The sequence below is a fragment of the Pectobacterium parmentieri genome (genome assembly GCF_001742145.1).
GTDB lineage: Bacteria > Pseudomonadota > Gammaproteobacteria > Enterobacterales > Enterobacteriaceae > Pectobacterium > Pectobacterium parmentieri.
Genome location: NZ_CP015749.1, coordinates 2,798,233 through 2,815,386, shown reverse-complemented (window position 1 = coordinate 2,815,386; position 17,154 = coordinate 2,798,233). Strand labels below are relative to the sequence as shown.

Sequence of the window (17,154 nt, the reverse complement as noted above, 5' to 3'; positions counted from 1 at the left end):
CCTTTACTCCTCAATTGAAAACCCTTCGGCTCGCATTTTGGTTAATACATCCTGCCAGCGTGAAAGTCGTTTACTGTCACCGACGCGTTTGTTGCTGCCGCTTGCTCCCGGTAGCCAGAGACCACCGCCATTAAAGGCGTACACCGGAACTAAATCGTTGCGCTCTGTCGCAGGTTGGATCTTGTCAGTCAGATTATCCAACACCAGCGGAATTGAAGTTGGCGTAGGGTAATAGGTGAGCACCATATGCGCTTTATTCAGACGCAAGGCTTTAACATAGGTAATGCGTAATTTGTCCGCAGGAACGCCTAAATGGCGCAGGGTAAAATACTTGGCAAGCGCATAATCCTCACAATCTCCAGCGCCTTTGCGCAGTGCTTCAATCGGTGTTGCCCAGTAATCTTCCTGATTCCAGACGACAATATCATCGCGAAACAGCATACGATCGTTGAAAAACTGGTTCACGCTACTCAGCAGCGCTTTTTCGTTTTTATTGCGGGAATTGACCAACAGCGTTTGCCATTCATCTATCCGACGGCGAGCGTCGGGCATTGCCGGGCCATAAAGCTGCTCGGTCCGCTGATTAATGGTAATAAAATCCCAGTCCGCACGTAGAGAACCCGCCAGCAGAAACAGCAGACAGCTAATAAAGAAGAGCTTGTAACTGGAGAGCTTGAATCTGGAGAGTCGCACTGAGGTTTCTCTGTTTACCTTGCGAGATGAATGGGAGAGTGAATTCGATGCTACGATGCAGAATAGCTTACTTTTTCAGGGCTCCAAAGCGATTATAGTGGTGAAAATCATTGAAAGAACGCAGGCATGAGGTATCAGAGTGAGTTCAGGCATAGTGAATAGAGATCGTCTTAATTTAGGGAAACTGGTTTCTGAAACTCGTAACCCGGCAACAATGTCGCTGGATCAGTTATCTACACTGGAGATGATGCACGCCTTTAATCAGGAAGATCGGAAAGTGCCTGAAGCCATCGCGCAGGTTTTACCCGCGATCGCCGAGGCTGTCGATCTGGCTACGGCTTCGTTACAGGCGGGGGGGCGGCTGATCTATCTGGGTGCGGGCACTAGCGGCCGTTTAGGGGTATTGGATGCATCGGAATGTCCGCCGACGTTTGGTGTGCCACACGGGCTGGTTATCGGTCTGATTGCCGGCGGGCCGGGGGCGTTACTTAAGGCGGTAGAAGGCGCGGAAGACGATCCGGCACTGGGTGAGGCGGATTTGAAAGCGCTGGGTTTAACCGCTGCTGATATGGTGATCGGTCTTGCGGCATCGGGCAGAACGCCGTATGTGATTGGCGCATTGCGCTATGCGCGCCACGTTGGCAGCCGGACCGCGGCAATCTCTTGTAACCCAGACTCCCCAATCGCACGGGAAGCGCAGGTAGCGATATCTACTGTGGTCGGCCCGGAGGCGTTAACGGGCTCGACGCGGCTGAAGTCGGGAACGGCGCAAAAATTAGTCCTGAATATGATTTCTACCGGCGTAATGGTTAAGCTGGGCAAGGTCTATCAAAATTTGATGGTCGATGTGAAGGCAACCAATGTGAAGCTGTTGGACCGGGCTTGCCGTATCGTGGTGGAAGCAACGGGGGCAGAACCGGATACCGCGCTACAGGCGTTGGTACAGGCGGATAATGACGTTAAGCCTGCGATTCTGATGCTTCTGGCTAATATTGACGTGGAGGCGGCGCGTGAGCGCCTGAAACAGCACAACGGTTATCTGCGTGAGGCGCTGATTGGCAGATAAGACCATCTTGGTGTAAGTCGGGGGGATATGTTTTGAGTGATAAGCGAGAGCAACGCATTGTTTTTTTTGATCTGGATGGCACGTTGCATCAGCAAGACATGTTTGGCAACTTTCTGCGTTTCTTGCTTCGTCGGTTGCCGTTAAACCTCATTCTGGTTATTCCACTATTGCCCGTTATTGGACTGGGCTTATTAATTCGTGGTCGCGCGGCTCGCTGGCCAATGAGCTGGCTGCTGTGGGCGATTACGTTTGGGCGTGACGAAGACGATCTTGCCCTGCTTGAAAAGCAGTTCGTTGCTGCGTTTCGTTGTGATGTCATACCGTTTCCGCAGGTTCAGCGACGGTTGAATACCTATCTCGAAGACAGTGATGCACAGGTTTGGCTGGTGACTGGATCGCCACAGCGACTGGTGGAACAGGTCTATCACGATTCGCCTTTTCTATCCGGCGTTCGCCTGATGGGGAGTCAGATTACGCGCCGCTACGGTGGCTGGGTACTCACGCTGCGCTGTCTTGGGCATGAGAAAGTAACGCAGATGGAACAGCGTTTAGGTGTCCCGCTCAAGCTTTACAGCGGCTATAGCGACAGCAAGCAGGACAACCCATTGCTCTATTTTTGCGAACACCGCTGGCGGGTGACGCCTGAAGGTAGCCTGCAACAACTAGAGTAACGCCTTCAATACGTCACCTATATAGGTATAATGCGCCGCCAAAATACGAATAATAAGGGCCTATTCCAGTAGGCGTTTATTGGCGCTGCCAGTTTGGACTCGGACAGCGCGGAAAAACCGGAGCGTACACGTAGTACGTGAGGATTATTCGCTACACTCACCCTTCGGGCTGCCCCAAGGGGCGTTCAAACGCAATTGCGTTTGTGCGAGCACTGCCCAGGTTCAAAATGGTAAGTGAAATAGTCCTAATGGGATAGGTTCTAAGTGAGGAAACGTGGTTAGCCTGCATAATGATGAATACTGGATGCGCTATGCGTTGGCGCTGGCTCAGCGTGCTCAAGATGAAGGTGAAGTCCCGGTTGGCGCGGTGCTGGTGTTGGATAACAAAGCGATTGGTGAAGGGTGGAACCGGCCGATCGGGCATCACGATCCTACCGCACACGCTGAAATTATGGCGCTGCGGCAGGGGGGGGCAGTGTTGCAGAACTACCGCCTGCTGGAGACCACGCTGTATGTTACGTTGGAGCCGTGCATCATGTGTGCGGGCGCGATGATACATGGGCGCATTGGCCGCCTGGTTTATGGCGCATCAGATGAGAAAACGGGGGCTGCGGGATCGCTGTTGGACATTCTGCGTCATCCTGGCATGAATCATCAGATCGTGATTGAATCCGGTGTACTTGCTGGCGAATGTTCTGCAACGCTCAGCGCGTTCTTTCGTCTGCGTCGTGAGCAGCATAAAGCCCGGCGTGTGACAGTAAAAAACGCTGCGCAGGAATAGCGTAATGCCGAACGTTTAAGCATCGAGATACACGGATCTACCATGGGGCGAGGTGTCCCTGCGGGAACCTCATCCCCATTTTTTTTCCTAAAGTTGGGCCGAGGTGATCAGTATCAGCGCTGGAGTGGCAGCGTTTTTCTTCCTTGATGTAGGCTTATTCCGGCACCTTGTTGAGAGGAACCGCCGGATAGCTTTGCGCAATCTGAGTTTGCTGCTGCGCTTTGGTTTCTTTTTCTATCAGATAACCTTCCAGACTCACCATATAGCGTCGAATATTTTCCACATAGTTATAGGCTTCTTGCCCGCGCGCGTAGCCGTAGGTAGTTTGGGTGTAATAGCGCTTCTGGCTCAGCATGGGTAAACGCATTTTTACGTCTACCCAACTGTCAGGATTGCCTTTTTGTTTCTCGGTCAATTTACGTGCATCAAGCAGATGGGCGTATCCCATGTTGTAGGATGCCAGCGCAAACCAGATTTTTTCATCTTCTGGAATGGTGTCTGGCATTTTTTGCATCATATACGACATATATTGTGCGCCGCCGCGAATACTCTGCTCTGGGTCGATGCGATCGGTCACGTTCAGGCTTTCTGCGGTGTTACGCGTTAGCATCATCAGCCCACGCACACCAGTAGGGGAGGTTGCCAGCGGGTTCCAGTGTGACTCCTGATAGGAGATAGCGGCCAGCAACTTCCAGTCGATATTGATGGCGTACTTTTCGAACAGCGGGCGCAGGTCTGGCAGTGTTTCATCAATCGCACCTAGAAACGTGGTGGTATCGACATAATCAAATTCACCAACGTGGCCGAGATATTTTTCCTCCAGACGTGCGAGCGTACCGTCTTCGACAATCTTGCTGAAAAAATCCAACAAGGCAGCAGACAGGCTATCATCATGCGAACGGCGCATATACCAGGTGACAGGCTCTTCGTCGCTGAGATCGAAGGCGACGGCGAGTTGTGGATGAATACGCTGCATCAGGCCGATGGTAACGGAGTCACCTAGCGCATAGTCCAGTTTGCCGTCGGCAACCTGTTTCAATAGTTCCTGCGTGCTCTGATCGGAGGCGGATTCCCAACTTAACTGTGGGTACTTCTCTGCTTTTAAATCGCGCAGGGTCGCTGCATGGGCGGAGCCCGATGTGACAACGAGGCGGCCTTGCAGCTTATCCAGCGTTTTGGGACGAGGTGAACCGAGGCGGTAGACCATTTGCTGCGAAATGGAGTAGTAGGTCGGGCCAGCACGGAAACGCTCCAGACGCTCGTGATTGTAAATCAGCCCGGCAGCCAGTAGGTCGGCATCGTCACCGTCCAGATCGTCGAACAGTTCGTCAAGGTTCTTGCGCGACGAAACCACCAGCTTGACGCCGAGGTAATCGGCGAAACGTTTTGCCAGTTCATAGTCCAGACCTGTCGGGGATCCGTTGCTCATTGCATAAGTCAGCGGTGAGTTAACGGTGCTGATACGCAACTCGCCGCGTGACAGGATCTGCCTGAGCTGCACATCCTGACTGCTGCGCCAGGGAATGCTAGGCCATAGCGCTAACGCCAGTAGTAACGTGATAATCCCGATGAAAAAATAATTTAATTTTAAAGGCTTCAAATAGTTATCTCTCGGCGGCCGGGTGGCCAGGCTGTCTGTAACGGCAGTTTTTTTATATGTCATTTCCCAGAGTTGGGGCATTTTGCTTAACAAACCGCCAGTGTGCAACTTTTATTGATTTGGTCACCGATTAATCATTCGGCAGATGCGAAGTGAAATTATCGCCACGCAAACGGTTTCGTCCGAGGGAAGGATTCTCTATAATGTGCGCGTTTCCCCCCTGTTGTACCCAGTGGCTGTATTGCAGCCAGTGCATCGAAGACGAGAGAACTTTAGATTATGGAAATACTGCGTGGTTCACCTGCTTTATCGGCTTTTCGTATTAATAAATTGCTGGTCCGCTGCAAAGAGCACGTTTTGCCAGTCAGCGATATCTATGCTGAATACGTACATTTCGCCGATGTCAGCGCCCCGCTGAACAACGATGAACAGGCCAAACTGACACGTTTGCTGAAGTATGGTCCTTCTCTCGCTGAGCACGAGCCGCAAGGTCGTTTATTACTGGTCACGCCACGTCCTGGCACCATTTCACCGTGGTCTTCCAAAGCGACGGACATCGCCCATAACTGTGGATTAAGCAACGTGCTGCGTCTGGAGCGCGGGCTAGCTTTCTATATTCATGCGCCAATGCTGAGCGATGAACAGTGGCAGCAACTGGGGGCACTGTTGCATGACAGGATGATGGAAAGCGTATTTAGCGACCTGCAGCAGGCTGAAGCACTGTTCTCTCATCATCAACCTGCCCCTTTCAAGCGTATCGAAATTCTGCTGCAAGGGCGTCAGGCGTTGGAAGAGGCGAACGTCCGTCTGGGGTTGGCATTGGCGGAAGATGAAATTGATTATCTGCTGGAAGCCTTCAACAATCTGGGCCGTAACCCAACCGATATCGAACTGTATATGTTTGCGCAGGCGAATTCTGAGCACTGTCGCCATAAGATTTTTAACGCAGATTGGGTGATCGACGGCGTAACTCAGCCGAAATCACTGTTCAAAATGATCAAAAATACCTTTGAACACACACCCGATCACGTTCTCTCCGCCTATAAAGACAACGCCTCCGTAATGGAAGGTTCCGCCGTCGGCCGTTTCTATACCGATACCAACGGGCAATATGCTTACCATCAGGAAGACGCGCATATCCTGATGAAGGTTGAAACGCATAACCACCCAACCGCGATTTCACCGTGGCCGGGTGCTGCAACAGGGTCTGGCGGCGAAATCCGTGATGAAGGCGCAACGGGCCGTGGCTCTAAGCCGAAAGCCGGTCTGGTTGGTTTCTCCGTATCGAACCTGCGTATTCCAGGCTTTATCCAACCGTGGGAAGAAGAAGAGTTCGGCAAACCAGATCGCATTGTTAGCGCACTGGATATCATGACCGAAGGCCCATTGGGCGGTGCGGCATTTAACAACGAATTCGGTCGTCCTGCACTGACGGGCTATTTCCGTACTTATGAAGAGCGTGTTGATAGCCACAATGGCGCAGAACTGCGTGGTTACCATAAACCGATTATGTTGGCGGGCGGTATTGGTAACATCCGTGCCGATCACGTCAAAAAAGGCGAAATTAGCGTCGGAGCTAAACTGATTGTTCTGGGCGGGCCGTCCATGAATATCGGTCTGGGCGGTGGCGCGGCGTCTTCCATGGCATCGGGTCAATCTGATGCGGATCTGGATTTTGCTTCTGTGCAGCGTGATAACCCAGAAATGGAGCGTCGCTGTCAGGAAGTGATCGACCGCTGCTGGCAATTGGGCGAAGCCAACCCGATCCTGTTCATTCACGATGTCGGCGCGGGCGGTTTATCGAATGCAATGCCGGAACTGGTGAGTGATGGTGGTCGCGGCGGTCGCTTTGAACTGCGCGATATTTTGAACGATGAGCCGGGCATGAGCCCGCTGGAAGTCTGGTGTAACGAATCGCAGGAGCGCTACGTTCTGGCCGTTGCTCCAGAGCAGTTGGCACAGTTTGATGAAATTTGCCGCCGTGAGCGTGCGCCTTATGCGGTGATTGGTGAAGCGACGGAAGAGCTGCATCTGACGATGAACGATCGTCACTTCAACAACAAACCTATCGACTTACCGCTGGATGTACTGCTGGGTAAAACACCGAAGATGCTGCGTGATGTGGAGCGCAAACAGGTAGAAGGCACGCCGCTACAGCGCGACGACATCTATCTGGCTGAAGCGGTCGAGCGTGTGCTGCATTTGCCTGTGGTTGCGGAAAAAACTTTCCTGATCACCATCGGCGACCGTTCTGTTACCGGTATGGTAGCGCGCGATCAGATGGTCGGTCCGTGGCAGGTGCCGGTGGCTGACTGTGCCGTTACCACCGCCAGCCTTGACAGCTATTACGGCGAGGCGATGTCTATTGGTGAACGTGCGCCTGTCGCGTTGCGTAACTTTGCGGCCTCCGCGCGTTTGGCGGTTGGTGAGGCGCTGACGAACATTGCTGCTACGCATATCGGCCCGCTGACTCGTGTGAAGCTGTCTGCAAACTGGATGGCGGCGGCAGGGCATCCGGGCGAAGACGCTGGCCTGTACGATGCGGTAAAAGCCGTGGGTGAAGAACTGTGTCCGGCGTTGGGTCTGACGATCCCGGTGGGTAAAGACTCCATGTCGATGAAAACCCGCTGGCAGGAAGACGGTGAAGATCGCGCAGTCACTTCGCCGATGTCGCTGGTGATCTCTGCATTTGCGCGTGTAGAAGACGTGCGTAACACGGTAACGCCACAACTGCGTACCGGTCAGGATAATGCGCTGCTGCTGATCGATTTGGGCGCGGGCAATAAAGCATTAGGTGCGACGGCGCTGGCACAGGTTTATCGCCAACTGGGTCGTAAGACGGCAGATGTGCGTAGCCCAGAGCAACTGGCGGGCTTCTTTAACGCTATCCAAGAGTTGGTCGCGGCTAAAGTGCTCCTGGCCTACCACGACCGTTCAGACGGTGGTCTGCTGGTGACGCTGGCAGAGATGGCGTTTGCTGGTCACTGCGGTGTCACTGTCGATATCGCGTCCCAGGGCGAGGATACGCTGGCGACGCTGTTTAACGAAGAGTTGGGTGCCGTGATCCAGATCCCGACCGCGCGTCGTGCCGAAGTGGAAGCTATTCTGGCGCTGCATGGTTTGGCCGAGTGCGTGCACTACCTTGGTCAGGCTGAAGAAGGAACGCGTTTCACCATCAATCAGGGGGCTGAAGCGGTCTATCAGGAAAACCGTTCGACGCTGCGCCGCTGGTGGGCTGAAACCAGTTGGCAGATGCAGCGCCTGCGCGATAATCCGCAGTGTGCCGATCAGGAACATATCGCCAGACAGGATGATAACGATCCCGGCCTGAATGTGTCGCTGACCTTTGACCCGAAAGAAGATATTGCCGCGCCTTATATTGCTAAGCATGTCCGGCCTAAAGTGGCTGTCCTGCGTGAGCAGGGGGTGAACTCGCACGTAGAAATGGCAGCGGCGTTCCACCGTGCTGGCTTTGATGCTATTGATATCCATATGAGCGACCTGCTGGCGAATCGCCGTAACTTGCAGGATTTCCAGGCGCTGGTGGCATGTGGCGGCTTCTCTTATGGTGACGTGCTGGGCGCGGGTGAAGGCTGGGCTAAATCTATTCTGTTCAACTCTCGCGTGCGCGATGAATTCGCTGAATTCTTCCTGCGTCCGCAGACGTTGGCGCTGGGCGTATGTAACGGCTGTCAGATGATGTCGAATCTGCGTGAACTGATCCCAGGAGCCGATCTCTGGCCGCGTTTTGTCCGCAATAAATCCGATCGCTTTGAAGCACGCTTCAGCCTGGTCGAAGTGGAGAAAAGCCCGTCGCTGTTCATGAATGATATGGCGGGATCGCGCATGCCGATTGCTGTTTCACACGGCGAAGGACAAGTTGAAGTCCGTGATGATACCCATCTGGCGGCAATTGAAGAACACGGTCTGGTAGCGCTGCGTTATATCAACCACTACGGTCAGGTAACCGAGAATTACCCGGCTAACCCGAATGGTTCGCCAAACGGTATTACGGCGGTAACCAGCACCAGCGGCCGGGCAACTGTCATGATGCCGCACCCTGAACGCGTGTTCCGTACCGTGAGTAACTCCTGGCATCCAGAAGAATGGGGCGAAGATGGCCCGTGGATGCGTATGTTCCGCAATGCACGCAGACAACTGGGCTGAGTTAACGCCAGTTAGAGAAAGGGGCTTCGGCCCCTTTTTTACACCTGTTGTCTCGGTTTGTCGTTTTTTTGCGACAAACTGATTTTTTCTGTCTCTAATTGGTGACATTTAACTGTTTGATTTATATGTATACTGTAATGGAGTCATAAAGCTGTCTGTTTTTAGCGACATCAATCGTCTCTTTTTCGCGTATTTTCGCTGTTTGCACTCTGGATAATTTATTTAGCGATAAAATAAAAAGTAAAAAGCATTAATAATCAGGTGTTTGTTTTTTATTTTTCATTATTGGCATGATAAGTGCTTGTTAATCAGCGTTGCTCATTCAACTGGTTATGATTGCGTTGCTAACTGGCAAATATTTTCGCTCATAACATCTGGAATGATGCCAAAAGAAAGGGTGCCTATCGTCCACCAGACCGATAACAGTACGTGAAAACGAACGTTATCAAGCATCGGGCGACACGTTGAGTGAGGCACCGCCTATTCAGTTACGCGGCCAGAGGGAGTGGTTCTTCTGGTCGCGTGATGCTTTATACCCGCCGCATCTCCCAGAAAATCTCCCTGATTGTTTTTTACGACGCTATTTTCTACCGCGTTACATTGGTATTCATGCCGTATTGCGAAGCGTTGCGCATGTCGTAAGGGAAAACGTTGAACTTTTATAAGACTCAGTTAGCATCAGTGCGGATTCGATAGGTAACGAGATGATTTCTTTGAAACGATGGCGTTTATTTCCGCGTTCTCTGCGGCAATTGGTAATTATGGCGTTCTTGTTGGTGCTGCTGCCGCTGTTGGTGTTGGCTTATCAGGCTTATCAAAGCTTAAACATGCTGAGCGAACAGGCTGCGGATATTAACCGGACAACGCTGGCGGATGCCCGCCGCAGTGAGGCGATGACCAGCGTAGCGTTGGCGATGGAGCGTAGCTATCGGCAATATTGTGTATTAGATGACCAGACGCTGGCGACGCTCTACCAGAATCAGCGTAAACAGTATTCGCAAATGCTGGATTCCCACGCGCGGGTGCTGCCCGATCCCCGTTATTATCAGACCTTACGTCAACTGCTGACTCAGCTCGGCGAAATACGCTGTCATAACAGCGGCCCGGAACAAACGGCGTCCAGCCTGCTGGAAGGGTTCTCTCGCGCTAACGGACAGATGGTACAGGTGACGCGTGACGTCGTTTTTTCCCGTGGGCAACAGCTTCAGCAGGCTATTTCTGAACGCGGCCAGTTCTTTGGCTGGCAGGCGTTACTCCTCTTCCTGGTCAGCGTACTGTTGGTGGTTCTCTTTACGCGGATGATTATTGGCCCGGTTAATGGCGTGGAGCGGATGATTAACCGTCTTGGAGAGGGGCGCTCGCTGGGGAATACCAGCACGTTCAAAGGGCCGCGTGAAATTCGGACGCTAGCACAGCGTATTATCTGGCTGAGTGAGCGTCTGTCATGGCTGGAGTCGCAACGGCATGAATTCTTGCGCCATATTTCCCACGAACTCAAGACACCGCTGGCTAGCCTGCGGGAGGGGACTGAACTGCTGGCCGATGAGGTGGTGGGGCCGCTGACTGCTGACCAAAAAGAGGTGGTTGAGATTCTCGATAGCAGTAGCCGCCATCTGTTGCAACTGATCGATCAACTGCTGGACTATAACCGCAAACTGGCTGATACGCCGACTGAGTTAGAGCGAGTTGAAACCGAAGAGATCGTCGATATTGTCGTGTCGTCTCACAGTTTGCCTGCCCGCGCCAAAATGATTCATACCGATGTGGTGCTGGCTGTTGGACATTGTTGGGCGGAAACGACGCTGCTGATGCGGGTGATTGATAATCTCTATTCCAATGCGGTGCACTACGGTAAGGAATCCGGTAACATTTGGATTTATAGCCGTCAGATTGGTAACCGTGTTCAGATTGATGTTGCCAATAGTGGTACGCCCATTCCTGATGCCGAGCGGAGCATGATTTTCGAGCCCTTTTATCAGGGAAGCCATCAGCGCCGTGGCGCGGTAAAGGGGAGCGGGCTTGGCCTGAGTATTGCGCGCGATTGCATTCGCCGTATGCGTGGTGAGCTTAGCCTAATTACCGTGGACTATGCTGATGTGTGTTTCCGCATCGAACTGCCCTTATTGTCCGATAACGAACAGTCCGAGAATGAATAAAATCCGAGAATGAATAAACAATGAATGTAGGGTTTATGAAGGGATGGCTGGCGAATAGACAATTCTCCTGTTTGTTGAAGGCGGCGGTACTGTCGTCGCCACTTGTTTTGGCCGCGTGCAGTAGTTATGTGAACAGTGACTCTGCATTGCTGGAAATAGAAGGCACGCCACCGAAAGAGCAGGTTGCTGATTTCCGTATCGCGCAATGTGAGCATCTGTGGCAGATAGACGATCGCGAATCCATGAATAACGCACTTTATTGGTTACGTGCGATGGATTGTGCGGGGCGCTTGACCCAGTTTCAGGCTCGTGACGAAGCGGAGCAGGTCGCGGGGGATAGCTGGGAAAATGCGTTTAAGCAGGGTATTTTGCTGGATAATGCCGGTATTACTCAGGCTGAGCGACGTCAGGTGCTGGAACAGATCAATTTGTATCGCCTGGCTTTCCCCGCGGCGTTGCGCCCGCTGATGCAAACCTGGCGCGATAGACAAACGCTCTTTCTGGCGCTATCGGATGAGCGCCTGCGCTATAAGCGTTTACAGGAATCCAGCGATAAGCAGCTAGATGCCCTGCGCGTGCAGCAAAATCACCTGCAATACCAGTTAGAAACAACCACGCAGAAACTGGAAAATCTGACGGATATTGAACGTCAACTATCATCTCGTAAGCAGTTGTCAGGGGAAATGCCGGATAACGATGCCGATCACCGTGGCAGTGCGGGGGCAAATAAAGACGGCTCACGCAATTCGGCCACGAAACCGAGAAATGAGCCCGTTGATGCGGATGACACCTATACGCCGCCGATGGAATCACATACGGACAAATCGACGACGAAGAAGGAGCCAGCAAGACAATGACAGCCCGGAAAACGGCGAGTTTGTTGCTCGTGGATGATGACCCCAGTCTACTGAAGCTGCTGGGCATGCGTCTGACCAGCGAAGGATTTAGCGTGATGACGGCAGAGAGCGGCCAGGAGGCGTTGCGGCTGTTAACGCGCGAGACGTTTGATCTGGTGATCAGCGACCTTCGTATGGACGAAATGGATGGCATGGCGCTGTTTTCCGAAATCCAGCGCTATCAGCCGGGGATGCCGGTGATCATCTTAACCGCCCACGGTTCCATTCCCGATGCGGTTGCGGCGACGCAGCAGGGGGTGTTCAGCTTCCTCACGAAGCCCGTTGACCGTGACGCGCTCTACAAAGCCATCGATGATGCCATGGCGCTGTCCGCGCCGGCGGGTGATGAAAGCTGGCGTGAAACCATCGTGACGCGTAGCCCAATTATGTTACGTCTGTTGGAACAGGCCAGAATGGTGGCACAGTCGGACGTTAGCGTGTTGATTAATGGTCAGAGCGGAACCGGAAAAGAGGTGCTGGCTCAGGCAATTCATGCGGCGAGCCCGCGAGCAAAGAAAGCGTTTATCGCAATTAACTGCGGTGCATTGCCTGAGCCGCTGCTGGAGTCGGAGCTGTTCGGTCACGCGAAAGGGGCCTTTACTGGCGCGGTCAGCAGTCGTGAAGGGCTTTTTCAGGCGGCAGAAGGCGGTACGCTGTTTTTAGATGAAATCGGCGATATGCCGCTGTCTTTACAGGTTAAGTTGCTGCGCGTTTTGCAAGAGCGAAAAGTTCGCCCGCTGGGGAGCAACCGCGATATGGACATCGACGTGCGGATTATTTCCGCCACGCACCGTGATTTGCCGAAGGCGATGGAAAAAAACGAATTCCGCGAAGACCTGTATTATCGGCTCAACGTGGTGAATATGAAGCTGCCCGCGTTGCATGAACGTGCTGAAGATATTCCGCTGCTGGCAAATCATCTGCTGCGCGAATCCGCCAATCGTCACAAACCTTTTGTGCGCACCTTTTCAACCGATGCGATGAAGCGCTTGATGACGGCAAGTTGGCCGGGTAACGTGCGTCAGTTGGTGAATGTCATCGAACAGTGCGTGGCGCTGACCAGCGCCCCGGTAATCAGCGATGCGCTGGTTGAGCAGGCGTTGGAAGGTGAAAATACCGCGTTGCCGACGTTTGTTGAAGCTCGTCACCAGTTTGAACTTAATTATTTGCGAAAACTATTACAGATCGCAAAAGGTAATGTGACGCAGGCTGCGCGAATGGCCGGGCGTAACCGAACGGAGTTTTATAAACTGTTGGGCCGCCACGAACTGGATGCCAACGATTTTAAAGATTAACGCTGAGATAGCGGGTAGGACGCCCGTAATGCAGTGTGGTGTGGGTCAGTGCCCACAATTCATCAGGTAAGTGATTCGGGTGAGTGACAAATCTGCTAAAAGCAGATTTGAACGCTGCTTGCAGCGGCCCCAACGGGGCGAGACACACACTAGTGTGTCGAGTAACGCAGCCAACGCACATGCAACTTGAAGTATGACGGGTATAGATTGTCCGCCTGAGTTCTGACATGCTGTTTATTTGCTGATGCTCGGCTTTGGCCGCAACATAGATAACACAAAGGTTCCTCCATGAAGAAAATTGATGCGATTATTAAGCCGTTCAAACTGGACGATGTGCGTGAAGCGTTAGCTGAAGTGGGCATCACAGGGATGACGGTAACGGAAGTTAAAGGCTTCGGTCGCCAGAAAGGTCATACCGAATTGTATCGTGGCGCAGAATACATGGTCGATTTTCTGCCGAAAGTAAAAATCGAAATTGTTGTGTCGGATGATATTGTCGATACCTGTGTTGAAACCATCACACAGACCGCGCAGACGGGTAAAATCGGTGACGGTAAAATCTTTGTTTTTGATGTGGCGCGTGTTGTCCGTATTCGTACCGGTGAAGAGGACGAGGAAGCGATTTAATCGTTTCGCCTCGCCCACCAATACGGTTTGTACGCTACATCATTCGAGTTTCAGGCAGCCAACGCACATGCAACTTGAAGTATGACGAGTATAGAAGCCAGCCTGATGAAGGCTGGCTTTGTTACATTTATTTCCCTTTAGGCGCAGTAGGAACCCAACCTGCTAATACCTTATCTGTGGTGTATTCTGCCGCCTCCGCTTCGCTTAGCTGACGGCGCTGCTCGTTTTTCTCTGCCCCAGTACCGCTAGATTTGTACTCAAAAAAGCGCGAGTCCTGCGGATGGAACCAGATTTTTTCGCCTTGTTTATCTTTGCCTGACATTTTGTCCCAGCCATAGATGTGATTGTCCATGCTGGTGTTCAGGATAACGGTCTGGCCGATGGCGTTAGGATCGGCATAACGACCGTCCTCAAAGGTGGTTGTTGGGTGCCAAGGGCGGCCCAAACCATAGCTTTTTGCGGGCACATCTTTCTCTTTAATCACCCGGCTATTAATAATGACCAAACCATATTTTTGCTTAATGTCAGTGCTGGGGGCGGTGAGGTAACCAAGTGGTTGATCTTTCACGTCGGTACGATTACGAGCGACAATGTCACAATCGTCAAACAGCGCAGTGCCGTTGCCAAAGATGAAATCAACGGTGCCGCTGATACGGCATTTTGAGAAGAAGCTGCGCCCACCTTTCACATACAGCGTGTCCTGGTAGCCGGTCAGGCTGACATCATGGAACCACGCACGATCGCTATTTTCGGCAACCAGCAGCGCAACGGCCTGCGAGTCTTTTAATTTGGTCGGGTCATCACTGGCTTTGGCCTGATTGGCTGGGTAATCGAAATCGTTGCTGATGGTTAGCGAACGGGCGCTGAAATCGGGTGCATCGACTTTCACCGTGTTGCTGCCATAGGTTCCCCATTTGCTGCCATCGGGTTTGAGCATTCCAGCGGCGGTGGTTGCGGCGATCACTGTACCGTCACGACTTTCGCCTTGTAGATGGATGTTGGGGCGCGTAATCGTGAGGCGCTCGTGGTACACGCCATTTTTCACATAGATAACAAATGGGGAACTGTCTGCCGGGGCGCTGGCGATAGCCTCAGTAATGGTTTTATAGGCTTTGGCGTCCGTTGCATTGGTGGAAACCAGCGCATTGTAGTCGGCTGCCTGTGCTAACGTCCAAGGTGAGGAAATTAACATGGCTAAAGTCAGCGTCTTGCCGAAGTGTGAGGCATTTATCATGTCCAGAGTCCTGTAATCGGTAGGGGAAAGAGGAAGGTCTATAACGCGCGGCTACGTTACGCCGCGCGTGGTTCTGTCTTATCGTTTTGCCTGACTGATAACTACTTGTGTTTGCTGACTGTTTTTTCTGCCAGCGACGCTAAAGCTGGTTCTTGCCGAATGGCATTCGCGACAATCTCTGCCACGGCGATCGCGCCTTTTTTCTGAAAATGGGTGGTGTCTGGTTTGCTCAGGCTACCGGCCTGATCGCGGTAGTAAGGGTATTTTTTGGGATCGATCACCAGCCAATATTGTTTCCAATGCTCGCTGTTGCCCTGATTTGCCAACGCAATAGTAGCGGGCTCAATGTCCAGCAAAACGACCTTGTTATTCGCAGCCGTGTCCTTGATGGTCTGGCTGTAATCGCCAACAAAGGCGTAGCCGTTGTCTGCATTTTGTTTGGTGAAGTGGCTATGTACGGCAGGTGTGCCGTTTTTCCCTTCAGCCGTTTTCACCCGGGTGGTCGGGGTAAGCAGTACCGGCGTCAGTTTATGCTGACGGGCGAAAGTGATGTAGCGTTCCAGCGATGTCTGGAATGACATATCCGCTTTCCCCTGCGGGGCCTGTTTTTTCCCTGCGGCATCGTTCGGGTAAGTACACAGGTTAGCGACATCAGCGGGGCCGCGTATTTCTTTTGCACCGTTGCAATTTTGATCGTTGTGTCCCATTTGTATAAATAGGAAATCACCTTCCTTCATCAATGGTTGCATCTGGCGGAACCAGCCTTCGTAAAAATAGTCGCGTGAGCTACGGCCTGCGCGCGTACCATTAACGACTTTCACGCTGCTGTTTTTACTGAACTGTTGTTCAAAAACCTGACCCCATCCCATACGTGGGAAGCGCATTTTTTCATAAGTGGCTGCGGTTGAATCACCAACGAGGAAAATGCGGGTCTGCGCTTTCTGGATTGCATCCAGGCTTTGGCGGGCAGAGCGATAATCTAGCGGTTCATAGTCGCCTTTATCGTTCAGGCCGACAATCGGGTGAAATGCGCTGTCGGTTAGAACGGTATGGCCGGAGTAACCCGTATTGTTGTGATAGTTGCGGTTATGGTTAATAACGTTGACGATTTTGGTGACGGCTTCCTGCTGGCTTGCTGGGTAGGTTAGGGGATCGAAGCGCGCGGGAACGCTGATACCTGCCTGTTTTAACGCGCCATTAAAGCCAGCATGGAAATCGGCATAGGCTGTTTTCCATGCTGCGGCGTCCAGTTTTGGTGATGCCGTGTCGTCGGTTAGCTGCTGTGGGCCGATGTAACCGGCTGCTACTGCGATATCTGAGGTAATGCGGTCAGTCAGCGGGTTGATATTGGCGATATTTTCTTTACCGTCATGCAGTGAAGGTGCGACGGCAGACAGGCAGATTGCACGGGAAATATTATTCAGCAGGCAGTTATTGCCACCGGATTCAATGGCTAGAACCCGTAACGGGGGCGTGAGACCTGAGACATCAAGGTGGTATTTCCCTTGCTCATCGGTCTGTGTCTGCCGTTTCTGGCCCTGTTGGTCTCTGATAATGATGGTGGCAGGCAGGTGAATATCCCGCACGGTGACATTACCGGATAACCCCGTTTTTTCACCCAGCGTTGAACCTGACAGCAATTTAGCACTCTCTGGTGTCGCGGTCTGGTGTGCAGCAGCGGGAGCTTTAGCGTGTACGCATGTGAAAGGGGCGGAAAGTATCAACGCTAAAGCCATACTTTCTGAAAAACGTTTTGCCATGGTAGGACATATCCCTTGTTGGTTAATCGAAAACGGTTAATGAACCCAAGTGTTATCAAAGATAAGAACGCTGTTTTTTATCGTTCTTGCCACGGCCTTTAGAGAGAACATCGGGGCTGTTATTGTGCACCCAAGCCGATTCAAGGGCGATACCTATACCCGTCATTCTTCACGTTGCATGTGCGTTAGCTGCGATACTCGGCACGCT

At 52.4% G+C, this 17,154-nt stretch carries 12 protein-coding genes; 8 read left to right on the top strand and 4 right to left on the bottom strand.

Features of this window, described 5'->3' with window-relative positions; translation table 11 throughout:
• Positions 1-3 precede the first annotated feature (3 nt).
• The gene (gene lapG / locus A8F97_RS12775) at positions 4-693 is read right to left on the bottom strand and encodes a cysteine protease LapG (protein WP_014698925.1); all 690 of its coding nucleotides are present in this window, start codon (positions 691-693) and stop codon (positions 4-6) included.
• A 214-nt stretch (positions 694-907) separates the two neighbouring features.
• Here lapG and murQ point away from each other — a divergent pair, with 214 nt between their 5' ends.
• From murQ to tadA, 3 genes are all read left to right on the top strand, one after another.
• The gene (murQ, locus tag A8F97_RS12770) at positions 908-1,759 is read left to right on the top strand and encodes an N-acetylmuramic acid 6-phosphate etherase (RefSeq protein ID WP_043898757.1); all 852 of its coding nucleotides are present in this window, start codon (positions 908-910) and stop codon (positions 1,757-1,759) included.
• A gap of 32 nt (positions 1,760-1,791) precedes the next feature.
• Positions 1,792-2,430, top strand: coding sequence for a phosphatidylglycerophosphatase C (gene yfhb, locus A8F97_RS12765; protein WP_014698927.1), 639 nt, complete (start codon positions 1,792-1,794; stop codon positions 2,428-2,430).
• Between the two features lie 304 nt (positions 2,431-2,734).
• Positions 2,735-3,211, top strand: coding sequence for a tRNA adenosine(34) deaminase TadA (tadA, locus tag A8F97_RS12760; protein ID WP_033071024.1), 477 nt, complete (start codon positions 2,735-2,737; stop codon positions 3,209-3,211).
• A gap of 154 nt (positions 3,212-3,365) precedes the next feature.
• Here tadA and mltF read toward each other — a convergent pair whose 3' ends face one another.
• Entirely contained in the window at positions 3,366-4,892 is a 1,527-nt protein-coding gene (mltF, locus tag A8F97_RS12755; RefSeq protein WP_375154048.1) for a membrane-bound lytic murein transglycosylase MltF, read from the bottom strand.
• Positions 4,893-5,090: 198 nt separating this feature from the next.
• On the opposite strand from mltF, the gene purL reads away from it, so the two are divergent.
• The 5 genes from purL to glnB all read left to right on the top strand — a co-directional run bounded on the left by purL (position 5,091) and on the right by glnB (position 13,952).
• Entirely contained in the window at positions 5,091-8,978 is a 3,888-nt protein-coding gene (gene purL / locus A8F97_RS12750; protein ID WP_033071026.1) for a phosphoribosylformylglycinamidine synthase, read from the top strand.
• A 704-nt stretch (positions 8,979-9,682) separates the two neighbouring features.
• Positions 9,683-11,134: a sensor histidine kinase gene (locus A8F97_RS12745; protein WP_014698931.1), complete on the top strand. Its 1,452-nt coding sequence runs from the start codon at positions 9,683-9,685 to the stop codon at positions 11,132-11,134.
• Positions 11,135-11,154: 20 nt separating this feature from the next.
• On the top strand, positions 11,155-11,991 hold the full coding sequence (gene qseG, locus A8F97_RS12740) for a two-component system QseEF-associated lipoprotein QseG (RefSeq protein WP_033071027.1): 837 nt from the start codon (positions 11,155-11,157) through the stop codon (positions 11,989-11,991).
• On the top strand, positions 11,988-13,325 hold the full coding sequence (glrR, locus tag A8F97_RS12735; protein WP_014698933.1) for a two-component system response regulator GlrR: 1,338 nt from the start codon (positions 11,988-11,990) through the stop codon (positions 13,323-13,325). Before qseG ends, glrR begins: the two co-directional genes overlap by 4 nt.
• Before the next feature lie 288 nt (positions 13,326-13,613).
• Positions 13,614-13,952: a nitrogen regulatory protein P-II gene (glnB, locus tag A8F97_RS12730; protein WP_005970202.1), complete on the top strand. Its 339-nt coding sequence runs from the start codon at positions 13,614-13,616 to the stop codon at positions 13,950-13,952.
• A gap of 127 nt (positions 13,953-14,079) precedes the next feature.
• On the opposite strand, the gene pemA is transcribed toward glnB, so the two are convergent.
• On the bottom strand, positions 14,080-15,186 hold the full coding sequence (gene pemA / locus A8F97_RS12725; RefSeq protein WP_033071028.1) for a pectinesterase PemA: 1,107 nt from the start codon (positions 15,184-15,186) through the stop codon (positions 14,080-14,082).
• Between the two features lie 101 nt (positions 15,187-15,287).
• On the bottom strand, positions 15,288-16,946 hold the full coding sequence (gene paeY / locus A8F97_RS12720; RefSeq protein WP_014698935.1) for a pectin acetylesterase PaeY: 1,659 nt from the start codon (positions 16,944-16,946) through the stop codon (positions 15,288-15,290).
• Positions 16,947-17,154: the final 208 nt, after the last annotated feature.